This is a genomic window from Halomarina ordinaria (assembly GCF_030553305.1).
Classification (GTDB): Archaea; Halobacteriota; Halobacteria; order Halobacteriales; family Haloarculaceae; genus Halomarina; species Halomarina ordinaria.
Window position 1 is genome coordinate 1,196,155 of sequence record NZ_JARRAH010000001.1, and the last position, 19,185, is coordinate 1,215,339.

Below are 19,185 nucleotides of genomic sequence, written 5' to 3' on the forward strand. Positions count from 1 at the left end.
TGGCCGCTGCGCATGGTGAATCCGTATCGCCCCTGGTCGCTGCTCGCGGACGCGACGGCCGAACTCAGGCGCGACGGGTCGGCGGGGGTACTGCTCGTCGTCTCGCTCGGGTGGTTCCTCTCGCTCGGCGTCCGCATCGTCTACCCGGCGCTGTTGCCGCAGGTCACCGCGGAGTTCGGCGTCGACAACGCCACGACGGGACTGTTCGTCGGCGTCCTCTGGACGACCTACGCCCTGTTACAGTTCCCCGGTGGCGCCCTGGCAGACGTCGTCGGGGAACGGCTCGTCCTCGCCGGCAGTATCGTCCTCACGACGGGCGCCGTCGGCGCCCTCGTCCTCGCCACGACGCTGGAACTGTTCGTCGTCGCTACGGTCCTCCTCGGCCTCGGAACCGGCCTCTACGGGACGACCCGGCTCACGGTCATCTCGGCGGTGTACGACCGGATGGCGACGACCGCAATCAGCGTGAGCCAGGCGTCGGGCAACGTCGGGAACGTCGTCCTCTCGGCGGGTGCCGGCGTCGTCAGCGCCTACCTCGGCTGGCGGTGGGGGTTCGGCTACCTCCTCCCGCTGCTCGTCGTCTGTGCGGTCGGCCTCTGGCTGTTCGTCCCTCGGCGAGCCTCCGCCGCGACGGGCGACGAACCGTTCTCGCGGACGATGCGGAAGGTCGCCGCGACGGTCCGCCGTCCCCGCGTCCTCGCCGTGACCGCGCTCCTCTCGCTGAACATGTTCCTCTACCAGAGCGTGACGGGGTTCCTCCCGACGTACCTCGTCGCGGAGAAGGGGCTCGCGCCCGGCGTGGCGGCGACGGTGTACAGCGTCTTCTTCGCGACCGCCATCGGCGTCCAGTTCCTGTCCGGTCTCGTCGCCGACCGCCGCGGGAACCCCGTCGCCATCTTCGTGTTCGTGGGGCTCAGCGTCCCGGCGTTCGTCCTGCTGACGGTCGTGGACGTGCTGCCCGCGCTGGTCGCGACCGTCCTCCTGTTGAGCAGCCTGCTCGGCGGGATGCCGGCGGTGAACGCCGCCGGCGTCGGGAGCCTCCCGGAGGAGATTCAAGGGAGCGGGTTCGGCCTCCTCCGGACGTGCTACATCGCGTTCGGTGCCGTCGGGCCGCCGACGGTCGGGGTGCTCGCCGACGTCGGCCGGTTCGACCTCGCGTTCCTGTTCCTCGGCGGCGTCGCGCTGGTGACGAGCGTCTGGGGGCTCCTCTTCGAGCGGGTCGGGTAGGCGGCGTCGCGACCACCGGGCGGCCGTTCCCGGACGACCCGGTCACTCCTCGCGCCTGACGTCGGCGCGCTGGCCCCGTTCGATGGGTGCCCCCACGGTGTTGCCCCACTCCACCCACGACCCGTAGTAGTTGCGCACGTCGTCGTAGCCGAGCAGTTCGTGCAGGATGAACCACGTCAGCGCGGAGCGCTCGCCGATGCGACAGTACGTGATGACCTCCTCGGTCGCGTCGACGCCCGCCTCGGCGTAGACGGCCCGGAGCGCGTCCCCGGACTTGAACCGCCCGTCGGCGTCGACGGCCCGGTTCCACGGGACGTTGACCGCCCCCGGGATGTGTCCCCCGCGCTGGACCCCCTCGTTCCACCCCGGTGGAGCGAGTATCTCGCCGCGGTACTCCTCGGGGGTCCGGACGTCGACGAGCGAGACGTCCCGGTCCATCGCCGCCTCGACGTCGGGGCGGTCGACGCGAACCGCGGGGTTCCGCGGTCCGGCGTCGTACGAGCGGGGCGTGAACGACGGGACGTCGGTCGTGAGCGGTGCGTCGCGCGCGCGCCAGTAGTCGCGGCCGCCGTCGAGCAGTCGAACGTCGGCGTGGCCGTAGTACGTCAGGAGCCAGTAGGCGTGGGCGGCGAACCAGTTGCGCATGTCGCCGTAGACCACGACGGTCGAGTCCGCGGTGACGCCGAGGCCGCCGAGGAGGTCCTCGAAGGCGGCCGTCGTCGGGACGTCGAACGTCGTCGAATCCTGCAGGTCGGCCTTCCAGTCGACCGGCGTCGCCCCCGGGATGTGGCCGCGGTCGTAGGTCGCGGGGTCGATGTCGACTTCGAGCAGGCGAAGCGACGGGTCGTCCCGCTGGAACTCGTCGAGGCGGTCGAGTACCCAGCCGACGGAGACCAGCGCGTCGGCGGTGTCGTCGGTCATCGAGGGGGGTTCACGCGGAGAGCGCTTTAAACCCGTGCTGTCGGGCACGCACGGCGCTACTCCAGCCACCGGTCCGGGGTCGTGTCGTCGACGTAGCCGTGGAGGAGCGCCGATTCGGCCCGTCGGAGCCGATAGGAGAGCGTCGACCGGGGGATGCCGAGGTCGGCGGCGATGTCGTCGAGGGTCGTCTCGCGGGGCGGGTCGTAGTATCCCGCCGCGACGGCCGCCCGAAGCGCCCGCTCCTGCGGTTCCGAGAGCGCGGTCCCCGCGAGCGACTCCTGTCGCCAGCCGTCGGCGTCGCGGAGGTGTCCCATCCGGAACGAGAGCCCCTCGCGCAGCCGGGCGCTGAGGTCGTCGTAGAAGACGCCGATGCGGTCGTCGGAGCGCATCAGCAGTCGCCACCAGTGCGCCGACCCCCGGCGTCGGGTCTGGAAGATGACGCCCGACGGGAGGTGGGTGCCGGCGAGCGTGTGGACCGACTCGCAGCCCCGAATCGCGTCGAGGTGGGTGTAGAGGACGAGGCCGTTGGTCGAGCGTTCGAGCGTGTCGTGGAATCGGGCCGCACCGCACCGGGTCTCGGTGATGGCCTCCCCGCACGTGTCGTCGTCGAAGCGGACTTCCTCGATACGGCTGAGCGCCGCGGCCGGGCCGGAGAAGCGCTCGATGCGCCAGAACTGGTCGGCGGCGATGACGCCGTCGAGCGAGTGCGCGGTCAGCGACGGGTACGCCGCGAAGACGTCCATGATGGGGTCGGCTCCGGGGTCGTACTCGATGGCGAACGTCAACTCCCGCATCTACCCCTACCGCCCCGTCGCACGACGAAAAGGCTTGCTGGTCGCGAGAGGGGTCAGAACAGCGCCTGGACGACGAGGAGCATCGTCGTCGCGACGAGGAGGAGGCCGGTGAGGACGGTCGCGACGGGTCGGTAGCCCGCCGTACGGAGGTCGTCGACGTGGATGTCGAGGCCGAGGCCGGCGAACGCGAACAGGAACGCCCAGTCGGAGGCGTTCGCCAGCCACGCCGTCTGCTGGTCGGAGAACAGGCCGACGTTGGCGAGGACCATCACGCCGACGAACCCGACGATGAACTTCGGGAACGTCTCCCAGAGGGCGCGCCACCCGGCGCGCGGTTCGTCGGTGGACGGCGCTCCGTCCGTGGCCCGCCCCCGGCGACGGGCGTAGTAGACCACGTAGACGACCACCGCGAGGCCGATGAGCGAGTTCCGGGCGAGTTTCACCAGCACCGCCCACTGGCCGGCGGTCTCCGAGAACGCGAACCCCGCGGCCGACACGGGACCGGTGCTGAACATCGTCAGTCCCGCCCAGACACCGAAGACGACGTCTGAGAGGCCGAGCGCGTGCCCCACGAGGGGGTAGACGAACAGCGTCGTCGCGTCGAACAGGAGGACGGTCGCCGCCGCGTACGCGATGTGCGTCTCGTCGGCCGAGATGCTCTCGGCGAGGGCGACGACGGCGGAGACGCCGCAGATGCCCGACCCCGCCGCGAGCAGCGACCCGATGTCCTCGTGAATCGAGAAGACGAACCGCGCGAGGAGTTCGACGACGAGCATCGTCGTCGCCACCGTCGCGACGACGAGCACGAGGAGTCGCGGGCCGGCGGCGAACACCTGGTCGAGCGCGACGCTCGCGCCCATGACGACGATACCGACTTCGAGCCACAGGGTGTGCGTGGCGACGCCGCGCCGCGCCCACGCGGGAACGCCCCACGCGTTCCCGACGACGAGGCCGATGACGATGGCGACGATGAGGTAGTTCGCCCCCGCAACCGCCGCGACGAGTCGCGCCGCGAGGCCGATGGCGACCAGCACGAGCAGTCCGGGGACGAGTCGGCCGGCCATCTCACCAGGGGACCGGGAGGCCGAGGAGGACGGCGAGCACGACGAGGAACCCGAGCGAGACGGCGCGCCACCCGCTCTCGAGGGAGGTCCACCGGTTCGATGCGACTTCGAGGAGCTCGTTCAGGTCGGTCACTACCGAGAACTGACGCAGGCGCGGGAATACGTGCTTCTTTGTCGTACGACAAAGTTGCCGCACGACAAGGGTCGAGTTATCCGGCCGTCGACGCCCGATGGAGGTGAAGATGTGGAGACGGGGGAATCGACGCGGACTCGCCGTATGCACTCCGTTTCGGGGGTGCTCACCGGAGGAAGACGGTCGCCTCGCTCCGCTCGACGCTGTGACCCCCTGAGCTTCGAATCCACCGCGCTCGCTTCACTCACGCACGACTCGCGATTTCATCACTACGTTCGGGGATGGACTCGCCGGGACTCGCCGGGATTTGAACCCGGGGCCTCTCCCATGCCAAGGGAGTGATCTACCGCTGATCTACGAGCCCGTGTTGCATCTCACCCTTTTCCAGCACCTCACTTAACCCCATCGAAGCGCCGTCCGGCGTGCGAGGGGGACGCACCGAGATGCGCGATTCGGGGGGTGCGAGTAGAAACCGTTTTGAAGCCCACGCGCCAGTTCGGGATGGGAACGGCACGGCCGCATATCCGACATCGCCGCGGGCTTCCGCGGCTTGGGAGTGCGGTAGTGCACGCGCGGGAGTCGTCGGTCCGCCGGCGACCCCGTTCGGCGCTGCAAGCGCCACACGCGGTTCGTGCAGTTCCAATTCAGACAATGGCACGAATGCACACCCGCCGCCGCGGGTCGTCCGGTTCGGACCGCCCGGCGGCAGACGAACCACCGGAGTGGAGTGACGTAGACGAGGAGAAGATCGAGGCGCGCGTCGTCGAGCTCGCCGAGCAGGGCCACGACCCGAGCGTCATCGGCGTCAAACTGCGCGACGAGGGCGTCCAGGGCGTCCCCGTCCCGGACGTGAAGCTCGCGACCGGCAAGAAGGTCACCGAGATCCTCGACGAGAACGACGCGGGCGAGGACCTCCCCGAGGACCTCCGTCACCTGCTCGAGCGGGCCATCCGCCTGCGCGAGCACATGGACGAGCACCCCGGCGACGCGCAGAACAAGCGCTCGCTGCAGAACACCGAGGCGAAGGTCCGCCGTCTGGTGAACTACTACCGCGGCGACGTCCTCGACGAGGAGTTCACCTACTCCTACGACACCGCGAAGCGACTCTTCGAGTAAGTCCACACCACCATGTCCGCCGCAGGTCACGCCGGGTCCGCCCCCGACGCCAGTGCCATCGCCGCCCGCCTCCGCGACGCCGACTTCGTTCGGCTGTTCGCCACGCCGGACGGCGACGCACTGGCCGCGACGGGGTTGCTGGCCCGCGCGCTGGCCGCGTGCGACGTCGCCTACCAGGCGAGCGTCACCCACGACCCCGGCGCGACCGACGCCGACCTGACGGTCGCGGTCGGTCACCGGACGGGCGACCTCGAACTGGTCGACGCGCCCCTCGCCGTCGCCGCCCACGCGGTGGCGCGCGAACTCGGCGCGCCGCCCGACGCGACGCTCGCGCTGGCCGGCGTGGTCGCCGCCGGGGCCGTCCCCGGCGCGCACGCCGACCTGCTCTCGGCGTCGGGGCTCGAACGCCGTCCCGGCCTCGCCGTCCCGACCGACGACGTGGCCGAGGGACTCGCGCACACCACGCTCGCGCACGCCTCGTTCTCCGGTGACCCGGAGGCGACCGCACGGGCGCTGGCCGGCGTCGACCGCGAGGGTCGCACCCTCGCCTCGCTGCTCGCGCTCTCGACCGTCGAGGACGCGACCGGCGCGCCGCGGGCCGCCGGCGCGGTCGAACGCGCCCTCCGTCCGTACGTCACGGACGGGCCGTTCGAGACGCTCGGCGGGTTCGCCGACGTCCTCGACGCCGTCGCCCGCTCCAGTCCCGGCGTGGGCGTCGCGCTGGCGCTCGGCCACGACTGCCGCGACGCGGCGCTCTCGGCGTGGCGCGACCACGCCCAAGCGGCCCACGAGGCCGTCCGCGCGACCGACCGCGAGCGGTACGACGGCCTCGTCGTCGTCCGCCCGCGCCTCGACGACGTCGGCGCGCTCGACACCGTCGCCCGACTCGTCCGGGACTTCCGCTCGCCGGAACCCGTCGTCCTCGCGCTGTGCGAGCGACGGGCCGCCGTCGCGGGCGTCGAGGACGTCACGACGCTCGTCTCCGAGACGGCGGCCGCCACGGGCGGTCGCGCGACCGGTCGCGGCTCGCGGGTCCACGTCGACCTCGACGACGACCCGGAGCCGTTCGTGGAGACGCTCAAGCGGGGGGTGTCGCGATGAAGCGCGCGACCGTCCGGACCCGGGTCGAGGACGCGGCGCTCGTCGCCGCGGCGCTCGACCCCGACAACACCCCCGAGATGCACACGACCGTCGACGGCGACGCCGTCGTGACCGTCGTGGAGCGCGAGACGACCGGCGGCCTCCGCTCGACCGTGGACGACTACGTCACCAACCTCACCGTAGCATCGCAGTTGACCGACACAGACACCAACCATGAGTGAACGATCCGTCTCTCGACGTAAACAGGAGAAGCGCTGGTACACCGTCCTCGCCCCGGAGCAGTTCGACCGGGCCGAACTCGGTGAGACCACGGCCGACGAGCCCGAGAAGGCCTACGGCCGCACCATCGAAACGACGCTCGGCGCCATCAAGAGCGACTCGAGCGAGAACAACATCAAACTGACCTTCCAGATCAACGACGTCGGCTCCGACGCCGCCTACACGGAGTTCGTCCGCCACGAACTCACGCGCGACTACCTCCGGAGCCTCGTGCGCCGCGGGTCGTCGAAGATCGCCTCGTACGTGACCGTCCTCACGTCCGATGACTACCGCGTGCAGGTCCAGCCCGTCGCGTTCACGACGAAGAAGGCGGACCACAGCCAGGAGAAGGCCATCCGCAAACTGATGACCGACATCGTCCGCGAGGCCGCGCACGAGCGCACCTTCGCGGACCTCGTCGACAGCGTCGTGGAGGGTCGCCTCTCCTCGGCCATCTACGCGGACGCGAAGACCATCTACCCGCTTCGCCGCGTCGAAATCCAGAAGCTGACCCTCGAGGCCAGCCCCGAGGAGGTCGCCGAGGAGGAGGAGACCGCCGTCGACGTCGACGCGGAGGACGTCGAGGTCGAGTCCTAACCGCTTCGCGCGACACGATTTTCGCTTATTCCCTGACGACGATAGTGCCGACCATCCCGCCGCCCTCGTGGGGGACGCAGAAGTACTCGTAGTCGCCGGGGACCTCGAACGTGTGCTCGTACTGCTCGCCGGCGTCGATGACGCCCTCGCCGTCCCAGTAGCCGTCGCGGGCGGCCGACTCCGAGTCGAAATCGCCGGAGGCGAAGTACTCGGCGTCGGCGGGGATGCCGCTCTCGTAGGCGGTGACCGAGTGCGAGCGCGACCCGTTGTTCGCCCAGACGACGGTGCCGCCGACGCTCACCTCGAACTCCCGCGGTTCGAAGGCGTTCGCCGACATGCCGACGTCGAAGTCGCTCGGTGAACTCCCGCCGAGACAGCCCGCGAGAAGCCCGACCGAGACGCCCGTCGCGCCCGCGAGGAACGTTCGCCGTCTCATGGACGAACCTAGCCGGCACGGACGTATATCCTCCCCGATTGGCCCCCGAGACACTGCCCCGAACCGAACGCCCTAAACCGCCGTCCTCCGAGCATCGGGTATGCGCCCCCGATTCGTCGGCCGCCTCGGGGTGGCCGACTGCGTGACGGTGACGAACGCGGCGCTGGGGTTCGCCGCCGCCGCCGCCGTCCTCGTCGACCCGGGGCTCGCCGCTCGCCTCATCCTGCTGGCCGCCGTCGCCGACGGGCTCGACGGCGTCCTCGCGCGCGTCACCGGGGGGACGCCCGTCGGGGAGTACCTCGACTCGCTGGCCGACGTCGCCTCCTTCGGGGTGGCGCCCGCGCTGTTCGTCTTCGGCGTCACCGTCGACGCGTGGGGAGCCGCCCCGACACCGCGGACGGCGCTCGCCGTCGCCGTCCCCGCGCTGTTCGTCGGGATGGCCGTCGTCAGACTCGGCCTCTACACCGCCTACGACGTGGACAGCGACGCGACCCGGGGCGTCCAGACGACGCTCGCCGGTACCGTCCTCGCCGTCCTCTACCTCGCGGGCCTGCGCGACCCGTGGGCGCTGCTCGTCGTAACGGGTGCGCTCGCCGGGCTGATGGTCACGCGCATCCCCTACCCGGACCTCTACGCGCGCGACGCGCTGGCGATGGGCGTCGTACAGGTGCTCGCCATCGTCGCCCCCGAGGCGCTCTCGCGGGCGTTCCCGAAACTCCTGCTCGGGGCCGCCCTCGGCTACCTCCTGCTCGCGCCGCGGTTCTACTGGCGGACCCCTCGATTCGAGTGACGGGCGGAGAAAGGAAACGCTCTTGCCGGACACTACCGGACTCCTCCGTATGAGCAACGGGGATGACGACGCCGACGCGCCCGCCGAGGACTCGGCGGAGGAGCCGGCCGAGGAGCGCGAGGAGTCCGCGGCCGAATCGGAGACCGAAACCGAGACCGAGTCGGACGCCGAGGAGGCCGAGGCGGACACCGAGGACGTCGAAGCCGAGGCGGCCGACGGTGACGCGGACGCCGAGGAGGCCGAAGCCCCCGAAAGCGCGGACCCGGACGACGAGAGCGAGAGCGACGACGATGGAGGCGACACGGACGAGGACGAGAGCGAAGAGGGCGAGGACGCGGACGCAGAGGGAGGCGACGAAGAAGACGAGGGAGACGAAAGCGAAGGTGAGGGCGAGGGCGAGGAGAGTGACGCAGACGGGGAGGCGCCCGCCGCGACCCCCGAGTCGCTGAACGAACGGCTCGACGCCGTCGAGGAGGACCTCGAAGCCGCCGAGACGGAGGCCGACCTGGACCGCGTCGAGGCCGACCTCGACGCGACCGCCAAGCGCGTCGAGACCCTCCCGGAGGCCGGCGAGGACGACGAGGAGGACCCGAAGGGCGACCTCGAATCGCGCGTCGAGGACCTCCGGAGCGACCTGGAGGACCAGCGCGGCCCCTACGTCGAGGACGTCGCGGAACGGGTCAGCGAGTCCGCCGACCGGGTCCGGGACACGCGCTGGACCGACCAGGGCGAGGAGGAGGTCGTCGCGGCCGTCGAGACGTTCCTCGACGACGCGAGCGACACGCTGTCCGAGGACCTCGGCGACGCGAAGGCGACCGAGTCGAGTGCCGACGCGCTCGAGGAGGCCGCCGAGACCATCGAGGCGACCGGCCTCGACCCCGACGACGACGCCGAGACCATCGCGGCGCTCGTCGAGGACGTCGACGCGCTGGAGGCGGACCTCGACGACGCTCAGGAGTGGGACGACCTCACGGTCGTCGAACAGCTCGACTACCAGGGATTCTACGACCGTCTCGACCCGAAGAACCGCAAGGACTACCCCCCCGAGCTGACGGTCGTCCGGATGGCCGAGGCCGACCGCGACCCCGAACCCATCCTGCTCGCGCTGGAGACGTTCGACTCGGAGTTCATGCAGGAGAACTGCATCGACGCCCTGCACCGCCTCGGTGCCCCGGAGGCCTACGACGCGATGATGCAGCGCGCGGGCCGACGCGACCAGGACGCCATCCGCGTCCTCGGGAAGATCGGCAACGCCGACGCGCTCGACACGCTCCTGCCGTACATCGAGGGGGACGCCAACCCGCCGCTCCAGCGCGTCGTCCTGACGACGGTCGGTGAGATCGGTGACGAGCGCGCCACCCAGACCGTCGCGGACCGCCTCGTCGCCGAGGAACCGGAGATACGGAGCCGGGCCGCCCGCTCGCTCGGCATGATCGGCGACACGCGCGCCATCGACCCGCTCTCCGACCTCCTCTCGGACGACGACAGCGACACGGTCCGCGCCAGCGCCGCCTGGGCGCTCAACCAGATCGGCACCGAGCGCGCGCTCGAGGCGGCACGCGAGCACGAGGACGACCGCTCGTACCTCGTCCAGAACGAGGCCCAGCGGGCCGCCGCCGCGCTCGACGACGGCGCCGACTCCGAGCGCGAAGCGACCGCCTGAGCGGCACCGACGCCGAACCCCTCGCCCCGACGAACCTTTTTATCCGAGAGGGCGGCCAGAGTCGCCGTGCGAACACGAACCGTCGCCCTGCTGTGGCTGGCCGTCACCGCCGGCCTCGCCGCGCCCGGAGCGCTCGCCGCGAGTCAGCCGGCGACAGCGACGGCGGCGGGAACGGCGACCGACGACCAGTCGCGTCCAGACGTGCGCCCGAATCGGTCCGTCGACTCACCCCGACTCGTCGGCGCCTACCCGAACCCGGTCGCCCGCGACGACGCCGGCGAGTTCGTCGTCCTCGAGGTCCCCCCGGGGACGAACCTCTCGAGCCACAGACTCGCCGACGACGGACGGAACGTCGCCCTCCCGAACGTCACGACGAGCGGACGCGTCGTCCTCTCGAACGACGCCAACCGGAGCAGGCGTCTCCTCGGCGACGAGACGCGCGTCGTCGCCGCCGACCCCCCACCGCTGGCGAACGGCGGCGAACGGGTCCGACTCCTGCGCAACGGGACGGTCGTCGACAGCTTCACGTACCGAGACGCACCGGAGGGCGAGCGGTACGTCCGCGAGGAGGGGTCGACGTGGCGGCCGCTCGGCGCCACCGACCGACGGGTCACGACGAGCGGACCGACGACGGCGACGGCGTTCGTCCTCCCGGATTCACCCGAAGTCGCCGTCGACGCGCTCTCGGACGCAGAGGAGCGCGTCCTCCTCGCGGGGTACACGTTCACCTCGCCGCGAATCACGGAGGAACTGCTCGCCGCCCACCGGCGAGGGGTCCGGGTCGAGGTGCTCGTCGAGGGCGGCCCCGTCGGCGGGCTGACGACGCCGCAGGCGCGGGCGCTCGACCGTCTCGTCCGTGCCGGCGTCCCTGTCCGGGCGATGGGTGGGCCGCGGGCGCGCTACGCCTACCACCACGCGAAGTACGCCGTCGTCGACGACCGGGCGCTCGTCCTCACGGAGAACTGGAAGCCCTCGGGGGTCGGCGGCCGTGCGAGTCGCGGGTGGGGGACGCTCGTCGACGACGCCACGACCGCGAACGCGCTCGCCGAGACGTTCCGTGCCGACGCGGGGTGGCTCGACGCCCGGCCGTGGCGCACCTGGCGGGCGAACGCGAGCGTCCACGAGGAGACGCCCGCCGCGGGCGACTACCCCCGGCACGTCGCCCCCGAACGCGTCCCCGTCGAGCGCGTCCGAACGCTCGTCGCGCCCGACAACGCCGAGCCGGCCCTCCGCGGCGTCGTCGGGAACGCGAGCGAGTCACTCGACGTCGTGCAGGTGTCGCTCGGCGGACCCGACGGCCCGTTCACGAGCGCGGCGGTCGACGCCGCCCGGCGCGGCGTCCGCGTCCGGATACTGTTGAGCGGCGCGTGGTACGTCCGCGACGAGAACGCGGCCCTCGCGCGGCAGTTGAACGCCGTCGCCGAGGCGGAGGACCTCCCGCTGTCGGTCCGCCTCGCCGACCCGGGCGGGCGCTTCGAGAAGGTCCACGCGAAGGGGGTCGTCGTCGACGACTCGGTGGCGGTCGTCGGGAGCCTCAACTGGAACGCTCACGCCGCCCGCGAGAACCGCGAGGTAGCGCTCGTCCTCGAAGGGGAGTCGGTCGGCGGCTACTACGCGGACGCCTTCGAGGCCGACTGGACGACGAGCGGTGACGGGGCGAGTCGAGAGTTCCCGGTCGGCGTCGCCCTCGGCGGCCTCGTCGCCGTGGTCGGGGCGCTGGTGCTCGCTCGGCGCGTGGAGTTCGACCCCGAGTGAGTGCCCTCCGATGAAGACGAGCGTTACTCGCGCAGGAGCGTGCTGCGCAGGTCCTCGTCGATGGCGGCGTCCTCCATCTTCGAGATGAGACCGTCGAGGACCTCCTCGCGCTTGCCGGAGACGAACTTGATGGAGCCGACGACGAGGTGGCCGCCGCCGGAGACGCCGGCGCCGGGGTGCTCCTCGACGAGTTCCGACACCATCTCGGGGATGTCGAGGCGCACGCCGTCGCTCCGGAGGACGGCGAAGTCGGGTCCGTAGCCGATGGTGATGACGGGGTCGCCGGCGTGCTCGCGGACCTGGTGGTCGTGGATGGCACCCGTGGTCTTGCCCGGCGCGGGGTAGGTGAAGCGGTGGGCGTAGTTCTCCACGTCGATGCGGTAGAGATGCGCGCCGTTGTCGAGTCGCTCGTGGTCGGTGTGCGGGAGCGTGACCGCCAGCTGTCGGTCGCGGTCGCGCTCGGCGCGCGTCGCGAGGAACTCGACGAGTTCCTCGTGGCGCTCGCGGTCGTCGCCGATGCCGAGCACGTCGTCGACGAGTTCGCTCCCGTCGTTGTATCGGAGCCAGAAGGCGGCGTAATCGAGCGCCTCGCCGACGTCGTCGAGGGCGTCCTCGTCGTAGCCCGCCTCGGCAGCGAGGGCGACGTAGTCGTCCATCGCCTCGGCGCGCGACCGGTCACACAGGCCGGCCACCGCGGGGACGTGCCGGACCGACTGGGTCAGGTCGGGGTCGATCATGCGCGCCAGCTCGACGCACATCATCCCCGTCGTGATGCGGTAGTCCTCGCCGTAGAGGTAGGGGTTGACGTGCTGTTCGACGAGCGGTTCGACCGCCTCGGGGTCCGGGTGGTGGTGGTCGAGGACGACGATGGGGATGTCGTACTCGGCGAGCGTCCGGTAGGCGGGCGTGTCCTCCTCCGTCGACCCGTTGTCGAGCATGAGCAGGAGCGGGAGCTTCTGGCCGTGGCGCTCCTGGTCCTCCAGCGAGAAGTTGAGGTCGCGCGTGACGTCCTCCATCTCGTAGAACGGCGCCTTGCTCGGCAGGCGACGCAGGAGGTGGCGCGGCGCGTCGGGGTCCTCGTTCACCTCCCCGATGTAGTTCTCGAGCGCGCGCTGGAGCGGGACGGAGGCGCACATCCCGTCGCCGTCGGCGTGGTGACGCATGCGGATGGGCCGGCCGTCGAGGATGGCGCGTCGGAGCGTCTTCGCCACCGCAGCGAGGTCCTCGCGCATCTGGTCGAGCGCCGGCCAGTCGACGAGCGGGTCGGGGTCGTACGGCTCGGCGGCCGCGTCGAGGGCGGCGTCGAGTTCCTCGCGGGCCGCCTCGTCGTCGAGGGGGTCCATCGAGTCGACTTCGACCTGCAGGCTCCCGTTGCGGCGTTCGACCTCGCCGACGACGCGGACGAGGTCGCCGACGTCGAACTCGGGGTAGGCGCGGACGCCCGCCTCCTCGAAGCCGGCGCAGGGGACGACGCCGGTGGCGTCGCGCACCTGGAAGATGGTCGGACCGCCGGTCTGGCGGATCTGCAGGATCTCGCCCTCGAGCTGGACGCGCGAGCCGACCTCTTCGTCGAGCGAGACGACGGTCGCGCTGCGGTCCTGTTCGAGGACTTCGGTGCGGTAGTCGTCGGGGGTCGCCTCGGTGAACCCGAGGTCGCCGTTGTCGCGGACCTCGACGAGGCGGACGACGAGCGAGTCGCCGACGCCGTACCGACCCTCGAGTTCCGATTCGTGAACGAGCCCGGAGACGTCGTCGGCGAGGTCGACGAAGACGCCGTAGTCGACGACCCCGTTGACCGTCGCGTGGTAGTGCGCCCCGACCTCGACGACCTCGGCCGTGCAGTCCGGCGCGAGGTCGTAGACCGTGGTAGTAGAGACCGTGCCGGAGTTCTCACCGGCGTGGGACGGAGACATTTACGTGTGCTCTGTGCCGCCCGTTTTTAACTGTTGGCAACTGGCGTCACCGGCGCGTTCGACGCGGAACTCCGGTTCGGGGGCCGCCCGTTCCGGAACGCTTAGATGGAAACCGCCACACCTCTCGTACATGCGGCTGTTCCGCTCGGGTGGGATTCTCGGCATCGCGCGGGCGACGCTGGAGTTCGCCCTCGAGGCGTCCGCCGAGACGCACCCCAACGAGTACATGGGCCTCCTGCGCGGCGAGGACGCCCGCCGTCTCGGCCTCGACGAGTCGGGGACGGTCATCACCGACGTGCTCGTCATCCCCGGCACCGAGTCGAACCCCGTCAGCGCGACGGTCAAGACCGACATGATACCCAACGACCTGCGCGCCGCCGGTTCCGTCCACTCCCACCCGAACGGCGTGCTCTACCCGAGCGACGCCGACCTCGCCACCTTCGGCAAGGGCGACGTCCACATCATCATCGGCGCCCCCTACGGCGACGACGACTGGCGGGCGTTCGACCGCGACGGCGAGGAGACCGACCTCGCGGTCCTCGACGTCGACCTGCCCGACCCCGAGGAGCGCTTCTTCGACTTCACGCAGGCGGACATCGACGCCGAACTCGACTACGACGACGAGTGGCCGGACCGCGAGGGGTCGCCGTGACCCGACGCCGGGTCATCGCCCAGGGCACCTTCGACCTCCTCCACCCGGGACACCTCCACTACCTCGAACAGGCGGCCGACCTCGGCGAGGTGTTCGTCATCGTCGCCCGCCGAGAGAACGTCACCCACAAGCCCAAACCCGTCGTGCCCGACCGCCAGCGCCGGGACATGGTCGCCGCCCTCTCGCTCGTCGACCACGCCGTCCTCGGCCACCGCGAGGACATCTTCGTCCCCGTCGAGGAGATAGACCCCGACGTCATCCTGCTGGGCCACGACCAGCACCACGACCCGGCGGCCATCGCCGCCGCCCTCGACGAACGCGGCATCGACTGCGAGGTGCGCCGGGCCACCGGGCGGGCGCCGCGCTACGAGGGCGAACTGTTCTCGACGCGCGACATCGTCGACCGCATCCGCGAGGAGCGCTGCTAGACCGTCGTGCTGCCGCCCGCTATCGTTCGTCGAGCCCTCGGCTCGCGGGGCGGAACGAGACGAGACGAGAATCGAGGCTGTCGGTCGCTCAGTCGAGGAAGCCGCCCTCGGCGAGACGCTCGACGCCCTCGCGGAGTCGCTCCTCGCTCGCGGCGTAGGAGAGACGCGCGTAGCCGGGCGTGCCGAACGCGCTGCCGGGGACGGTGGCGACGTGTGCCTCGCTCAGGGCGTCCTCGCACCAGCCCGCGTCGTCGTCGTCGACGGGGAGCATCACGTAGAACGCGCCCTCGCCGACGGGGACGTCGACGCCGTGGTCGGCGAAGAGGTCGACGAGCAGGTCGCGGCGCTCGCGGAACGCCTCGCGCATCGACGCCACCTCGTCGTCACACTCCTCCAGGGCGGTGACGCCCGCGCGCTGGACGAAGTTCGTCGCCGAGGAGACGGAGTGCGACTGCACCTTGCCAGCCTGCGAGATGAGGGCCTCCGGCGCGGCGAAGTAGCCGAGGCGCCACCCGGTCATCGAGAAGGACTTCGAGAAGCCGTTGACCGTGACGGTGCGCTCGCGCATCCCCTCCAGGGTGGCGAGGCTGGTCGTCTCGGCGTCGTAGGTGATGCGGTCGTAGATCTCGTCGGAGATGACCGTCACGTCGTGTTCGACCGCGAGGTCGCGGACGCCCTCCAGCGCGGCGTCGGTGAACACCGCGCCCGAGGGGTTGCCCGGCGAGTTGACGACGAGCAGTTGCGTGTCGTCGGAGACGACGTCGCGGAGGTCGTCGAGGGCGGGTTCGAGCTGGAAGTCGGACTCAGAGAGGTCGACGCGGGAGAGCGACCCGCCGGCGAGTTTCACCATCGCCTCGTAGGAGACCCACGCCGGGTCGAGGAGGACGACCTCGTCGCCGTCGTCGACGAGCGTCTGGACGGTCTCGTAGAGCGCCTGCTTCGCCCCCGGCGTGACCATCACCTCGTCGGCGGTGTAGTCCAGCCCTCGGCTCTCGAGGTCGGTCGCGATGGCCTCGCGGAGTTCGGGGACGCCCTGCGAGGGCGGGTAGCCCGTGTGGCCGGCGTCCATCGCCTCCTTGGCCGCCTCGACGACGGGTTCGGGGGTGGGAAAGTCGGGTTCGCCGACGCTCAGGTCCACCACGTCGACCCCCTCCGATTCGAGTTCGGATGCGAGGCTGCTGATGGCGAGCGTCGCGCTCGGTTCGACACGTTCGACTCGGTCTGTGAATTGCATTACTCGTAGTCCTCCAGTTCGTCGACGAGCGCCAGGGCGCTCTCGACGGCGTGCGTCCCGACCTCGACCCGGGCGCGCGCCTCGTCCATGCTCATGCCGGGGCCCGAGACCCCGAGGGTAACCGGTGTGTCGCGGTCGAGGCTCACGTCCGTCAGGCCCTGCGCGGCCGCGTGGCCGATGACCTGGTCGTGGTCGGTGTCGCCACCGTGGATGGCCCCGACGACGGCGACGGCGTCGACGTCGTCGCGGCGCGCGAGGCGGTCGGCCGCCAGCGGCGCGTCGTACGCTCCCGGGACGTGGAGCGTCTCGACGACGTCGCACCCCGCCTCGGCGGCCGCCTCGCGGGCGGCCGCCTCCATCCGCTCGGTGACCTCGCGGTTGAACCGCGCGACCACGAGCCCTAGCGCTACCATACCTCGGCCGTAGCGAGGACCGCTAAAAGAAGTACCGCTGTCCGCCCGGTTCTGCCGGGAGCCACGGCGACCGGAACGGTTGTTGCCGCCCGCCGACAGGGTCGGGACGATGCACGACGGCGACCGGGTGGCCCACTAGGACGAGGCGCGCGTCGCCTCCTGGGTGTACGAGGTTCGGACGGGACGGCTCCGGACGACCGGCTCGCGGGTCGTCGTCCCGGTCGACCCGGCGGCGCTCGACGCCGACGGACGCGGCGCGGATGTCAACGGTTAACCCGACGGACGGGCGAGACGCCTACATGGAACTGTCAACGCCCGGCCCGACCGTCGGCGTGGTCGGCGGGGGACAGCTCGGTCGGATGCTCGGGGAGGCCGCGGGACCGCTCGGCGTCGAACTCGTCGTCCTCGACCCGACGCCCGCCTGCCCCGCGAGTTCGCTCGTCCGCGACCAGTTCGTCGGCGACTTCGACGACGAGGCCGGCGTCAGAGAACTCGCCGAGCGCGCGGACGTCCTCACCTACGAGATAGAACTGGCGGACCCGGACCTCCTCGAACGCGTGAGCGAGGAGACGGGGACGCCCGTCCACCCCTCGCCGGCCACGCTCCGGACGATACAGGACAAACTCGTCCAGAACGAGTGGCTCGCGGACGCGGGCGTCCCGCTCCCCGAGTTCGTCGGCGTCGAGAGCGCCGAGGACCTCCGGGCGGCGGGCGACGCTCTCGGGTGGCCGGTGATGCTGAAGGCCCGTCGCGGCGGCTACGACGGCCGGGGGAACCTCCCCGTCGAGGGACCCGACGACGCCGAACGCGCGCTCGCGGAGGTGGGCGCGGGCGACGGCGGGGCGCTCGCGGAGGCGCTGGTCCCCTTCGAGCGCGAACTCTCCGTCGTCGGCGCGAAGGGCGCCTCGGGGCAGGCGGCGTTCGACGTCACCGAGACGGTCCACCGCGAGGAGATACTCCGCGAGTCGGTGACGCCGGCGCGGACCGACGAGGCAGTCATCGAACGCGCGCGCGAGGTCGCGGGACAGGTGCTCGACGCGACCGACGGCCGGGGCGTCTTCGGCATCGAACTGTTCGAGACCGAGGCGGGCGAGATACTCGTCAACGAGGTGGCCCCGCGACCGCACAACTCCGGGCACTGGACCATCGAGGGGGCGCACACCTCCCAGTTCGAACAGCACCTCCGGGCGGTGCTGGGCTGGCCGCTCGGCGACCCCGGGCTACGCGCGCCGACGGTGACGGCGAACCTCCTCGGTGACGCGGAAGAGACGACGTCGCCGGCGACGCTCGCGGGCGCCGAAGCGGTCCTCTCGGAACCGCGCGCGCACCTCCACTGGTACGGCAAGCGCGAGACGCGCCCGCTGCGGAAGATGGGTCACGTGACGTACGTCGGGGACGAACGCGAACGCGAGGGCGAGGACGACGGCGTTCGCGAGTCGCTGGAGACGGTGGAAGCGCTTCTCTCACGTGCGCGCGAGCGCCGCGCGGAGGTGACCGTCGAGTGACCGTTCCCGAAATCCAGTCGCTCGTCGACGACCTGGCGGCGGAGGCCGCGCGGGACCGCCCGACCGAGGAGACGCCCGAGGTGGGTATCGTCATGGGGTCGGACTCGGACCTCGACACGATGTACGGCGCCCACGAGGCGCTCGCGGAACTCGGCTTCGCGGAGGTGACCGACTACGACGACCCGCCCGAGGCGCGCTTCACCTTCGAGACGTACGTCGTCTCTGCCCACCGGACGCCCGACCTGATGTACGCCTACGCGACGACGGCGCGCGAGCGGGGGCTCGACGTGGTCATCGCCGGCGCGGGCGGGAAGTCCGCAGACCTCCCGAACATGACCGCCTCGCTCGCCTACCCGCTGCCGGTCATCGGCGTGCCCGTCCAGGAGAAGTCGGTCGACTCGGTCATCGGGATGCCGACGGGCGCGCCGCTCACGGCCGTCGACGCCGGCAAGTCGTTCAACGCGGCGCTCTCGGCGGTCCAGATACTCGCGCGCGAACACGACGACCTGGAGGAGCGCCTCGTCGCGTACCACGAGGACCTCCAGTCGGAGGTGGGCCGCGTCTCGCGGGCGCTCCACGAGTCGGGCACCGACGGGTTCCGCGCTCGCGAGGAGTGAGTACCGGCCGTGGCGAGGGCCCGGGACCGCGGGAACCCACCGGAGACGGTGGCCTGACGAGCAACAATCAACTCTTATATGCGGTCACCGCTAATCCGCAATACGATAACGCATTATGAGCAACCCGTGGATAGCGATCGGCGCGCTGGGGCTCGTGGGGGTCGGCATCCCGCTAGGGATGATGGCGGTTTCGGCCCTCCTGCGGCCCACCGTGCCGGAGCAAGGGAAAACCACCGTCTACGAGAGCGGTGAGGTCCCGACGGGCACCACGCGAATCCGGTTCAACATCCAGTACTACATGGTCGCGCTGTTGTTCGTCGTCTTCGACATCGAGACGGTCCTCATCTTCCCGTGGACGGTCATCTACCGCGACGCCGTCTCGCAGGTGGGTCTCGCACGCGCGCTGGTTCCGATGCTCGTCTTCATCGGAGTCCTCGTCGTCGGCCTCGTCTGGGCGTGGCGTAACGGTGCGGTCCGCTGGGTGCGGCCCGAGCGGCCCGAGACACAACAGGTGGACAACACATGAGTAGCGACAACCGTACGACCGGCGCACCGACGACGCAGGAGG

The 19,185-nt window shown here is 71.1% G+C and carries 21 protein-coding genes and 1 tRNA gene; 13 read left to right on the top strand and 9 right to left on the bottom strand.

Features of this window, described 5'->3' with window-relative positions; genetic code table 11:
• Positions 1-12: 12 nt before the first annotated feature.
• Positions 13-1,227: an MFS transporter gene (locus tag P1Y20_RS06465; protein ID WP_304447844.1), complete on the top strand. Its 1,215-nt coding sequence runs from the start codon at positions 13-15 to the stop codon at positions 1,225-1,227.
• A gap of 42 nt (positions 1,228-1,269) precedes the next feature.
• Here P1Y20_RS06465 and P1Y20_RS06470 read toward each other — a convergent pair whose 3' ends face one another.
• The 5 genes from P1Y20_RS06470 to P1Y20_RS06490 form a co-directional block, all read right to left on the bottom strand.
• Positions 1,270-2,148 carry a sulfurtransferase gene (locus tag P1Y20_RS06470; protein ID WP_304447845.1) on the bottom strand — a complete coding sequence of 293 codons (879 nt, stop codon included), beginning with the start codon at positions 2,146-2,148 and terminating at the stop codon, positions 1,270-1,272.
• A 56-nt stretch (positions 2,149-2,204) separates the two neighbouring features.
• Positions 2,205-2,942, bottom strand: coding sequence for a helix-turn-helix domain-containing protein (locus P1Y20_RS06475; RefSeq protein WP_304447846.1), 738 nt, complete (start codon positions 2,940-2,942; stop codon positions 2,205-2,207).
• A gap of 53 nt (positions 2,943-2,995) precedes the next feature.
• Complete coding sequence (locus P1Y20_RS06480) at positions 2,996-4,006, bottom strand: YeiH family protein (protein ID WP_304447847.1); 1,011 nt, start codon at positions 4,004-4,006, stop codon at positions 2,996-2,998.
• Between the two features lies 1 nt (position 4,007).
• The gene (locus tag P1Y20_RS06485) at positions 4,008-4,139 is read right to left on the bottom strand and encodes a hypothetical protein (RefSeq protein WP_304447848.1); all 132 of its coding nucleotides are present in this window, start codon (positions 4,137-4,139) and stop codon (positions 4,008-4,010) included.
• A gap of 292 nt (positions 4,140-4,431) precedes the next feature.
• Positions 4,432-4,503: transfer RNA gene (locus P1Y20_RS06490), tRNA-Ala, on the bottom strand.
• A gap of 287 nt (positions 4,504-4,790) precedes the next feature.
• On the opposite strand from P1Y20_RS06490, the gene P1Y20_RS06495 reads away from it, so the two are divergent.
• From P1Y20_RS06495 to P1Y20_RS06510, 4 genes are read left to right on the top strand one after another with little or no spacing between them, the layout of a single operon-like run.
• Positions 4,791-5,255 (top strand): 30S ribosomal protein S15, encoded by a 465-nt coding sequence (locus P1Y20_RS06495; RefSeq protein WP_304447849.1) that lies wholly within the window; start codon positions 4,791-4,793, stop codon positions 5,253-5,255.
• 12 nt (positions 5,256-5,267) lie between these two features.
• Positions 5,268-6,356 (top strand): hypothetical protein, encoded by a 1,089-nt coding sequence (locus P1Y20_RS06500; RefSeq protein ID WP_304447850.1) that lies wholly within the window; start codon positions 5,268-5,270, stop codon positions 6,354-6,356.
• Positions 6,353-6,577 carry a KEOPS complex subunit Pcc1 gene (locus P1Y20_RS06505; RefSeq protein ID WP_304447851.1) on the top strand — a complete coding sequence of 75 codons (225 nt, stop codon included), beginning with the start codon at positions 6,353-6,355 and terminating at the stop codon, positions 6,575-6,577. Before P1Y20_RS06500 ends, P1Y20_RS06505 begins: the two co-directional genes overlap by 4 nt.
• Positions 6,570-7,211, top strand: coding sequence for a 30S ribosomal protein S3ae (locus tag P1Y20_RS06510; protein WP_304447852.1), 642 nt, complete (start codon positions 6,570-6,572; stop codon positions 7,209-7,211). The genes P1Y20_RS06505 and P1Y20_RS06510 overlap by 8 nt, the downstream gene beginning before the upstream one ends.
• 25 nt (positions 7,212-7,236) lie before the next feature.
• Here P1Y20_RS06510 and P1Y20_RS06515 read toward each other — a convergent pair whose 3' ends face one another.
• Positions 7,237-7,647 (bottom strand): plastocyanin/azurin family copper-binding protein, encoded by a 411-nt coding sequence (locus tag P1Y20_RS06515; RefSeq protein ID WP_304447853.1) that lies wholly within the window; start codon positions 7,645-7,647, stop codon positions 7,237-7,239.
• A 100-nt stretch (positions 7,648-7,747) separates the two neighbouring features.
• Here P1Y20_RS06515 and P1Y20_RS06520 point away from each other — a divergent pair, with 100 nt between their 5' ends.
• From P1Y20_RS06520 to P1Y20_RS06530, 3 genes are all read left to right on the top strand, one after another.
• Positions 7,748-8,437 (top strand): protein sorting system archaetidylserine synthase, encoded by a 690-nt coding sequence (locus tag P1Y20_RS06520; RefSeq protein WP_304447854.1) that lies wholly within the window; start codon positions 7,748-7,750, stop codon positions 8,435-8,437.
• 49 nt (positions 8,438-8,486) lie between these two features.
• Positions 8,487-10,100 (top strand): HEAT repeat domain-containing protein, encoded by a 1,614-nt coding sequence (locus tag P1Y20_RS06525; protein ID WP_304447855.1) that lies wholly within the window; start codon positions 8,487-8,489, stop codon positions 10,098-10,100.
• A 66-nt stretch (positions 10,101-10,166) separates the two neighbouring features.
• A complete protein-coding gene (locus tag P1Y20_RS06530) occupies positions 10,167-11,855 on the top strand; it encodes a phospholipase D-like domain-containing protein (RefSeq protein ID WP_304447856.1) in 1,689 nt (562 codons plus the stop codon).
• Between the two features lie 23 nt (positions 11,856-11,878).
• Here P1Y20_RS06530 and han read toward each other — a convergent pair whose 3' ends face one another.
• A complete protein-coding gene (gene han / locus P1Y20_RS06535; RefSeq protein ID WP_304447857.1) occupies positions 11,879-13,768 on the bottom strand; it encodes a Hef-associated nuclease in 1,890 nt (629 codons plus the stop codon).
• A gap of 130 nt (positions 13,769-13,898) precedes the next feature.
• Here han and P1Y20_RS06540 point away from each other — a divergent pair, with 130 nt between their 5' ends.
• Both P1Y20_RS06540 and P1Y20_RS06545 read left to right on the top strand, forming a co-directional pair.
• The gene (locus P1Y20_RS06540) at positions 13,899-14,420 is read left to right on the top strand and encodes a Mov34/MPN/PAD-1 family protein (protein WP_304447858.1); all 522 of its coding nucleotides are present in this window, start codon (positions 13,899-13,901) and stop codon (positions 14,418-14,420) included.
• On the top strand, positions 14,417-14,848 hold the full coding sequence (locus tag P1Y20_RS06545) for an FAD synthase family protein (protein ID WP_304447859.1): 432 nt from the start codon (positions 14,417-14,419) through the stop codon (positions 14,846-14,848). Before P1Y20_RS06540 ends, P1Y20_RS06545 begins: the two co-directional genes overlap by 4 nt.
• Before the next feature lie 88 nt (positions 14,849-14,936).
• Here P1Y20_RS06545 and P1Y20_RS06550 read toward each other — a convergent pair whose 3' ends face one another.
• Positions 14,937-16,082 carry a pyridoxal phosphate-dependent aminotransferase gene (locus tag P1Y20_RS06550; RefSeq protein ID WP_304447860.1) on the bottom strand — a complete coding sequence of 382 codons (1,146 nt, stop codon included), beginning with the start codon at positions 16,080-16,082 and terminating at the stop codon, positions 14,937-14,939.
• The gene (ribH, locus tag P1Y20_RS06555; RefSeq protein ID WP_304447861.1) at positions 16,082-16,495 is read right to left on the bottom strand and encodes a 6,7-dimethyl-8-ribityllumazine synthase; all 414 of its coding nucleotides are present in this window, start codon (positions 16,493-16,495) and stop codon (positions 16,082-16,084) included. The genes P1Y20_RS06550 and ribH overlap by 1 nt, the downstream gene beginning before the upstream one ends.
• A gap of 299 nt (positions 16,496-16,794) precedes the next feature.
• On the opposite strand from ribH, the gene P1Y20_RS06560 reads away from it, so the two are divergent.
• The 3 genes from P1Y20_RS06560 to P1Y20_RS06570 all read left to right on the top strand — a co-directional run bounded on the left by P1Y20_RS06560 (position 16,795) and on the right by P1Y20_RS06570 (position 19,143).
• Entirely contained in the window at positions 16,795-18,000 is a 1,206-nt protein-coding gene (locus tag P1Y20_RS06560) for a 5-(carboxyamino)imidazole ribonucleotide synthase (RefSeq protein WP_304447862.1), read from the top strand.
• Positions 17,997-18,617, top strand: a complete 621-nt coding sequence (gene purE, locus P1Y20_RS06565; RefSeq protein WP_304447863.1) for a 5-(carboxyamino)imidazole ribonucleotide mutase — start codon at positions 17,997-17,999, stop codon at positions 18,615-18,617. Before P1Y20_RS06560 ends, purE begins: the two co-directional genes overlap by 4 nt.
• Before the next feature lie 115 nt (positions 18,618-18,732).
• Complete coding sequence (locus P1Y20_RS06570) at positions 18,733-19,143, top strand: NADH-quinone oxidoreductase subunit A (RefSeq protein WP_304447864.1); 411 nt, start codon at positions 18,733-18,735, stop codon at positions 19,141-19,143.
• Positions 19,144-19,185: the final 42 nt, after the last annotated feature.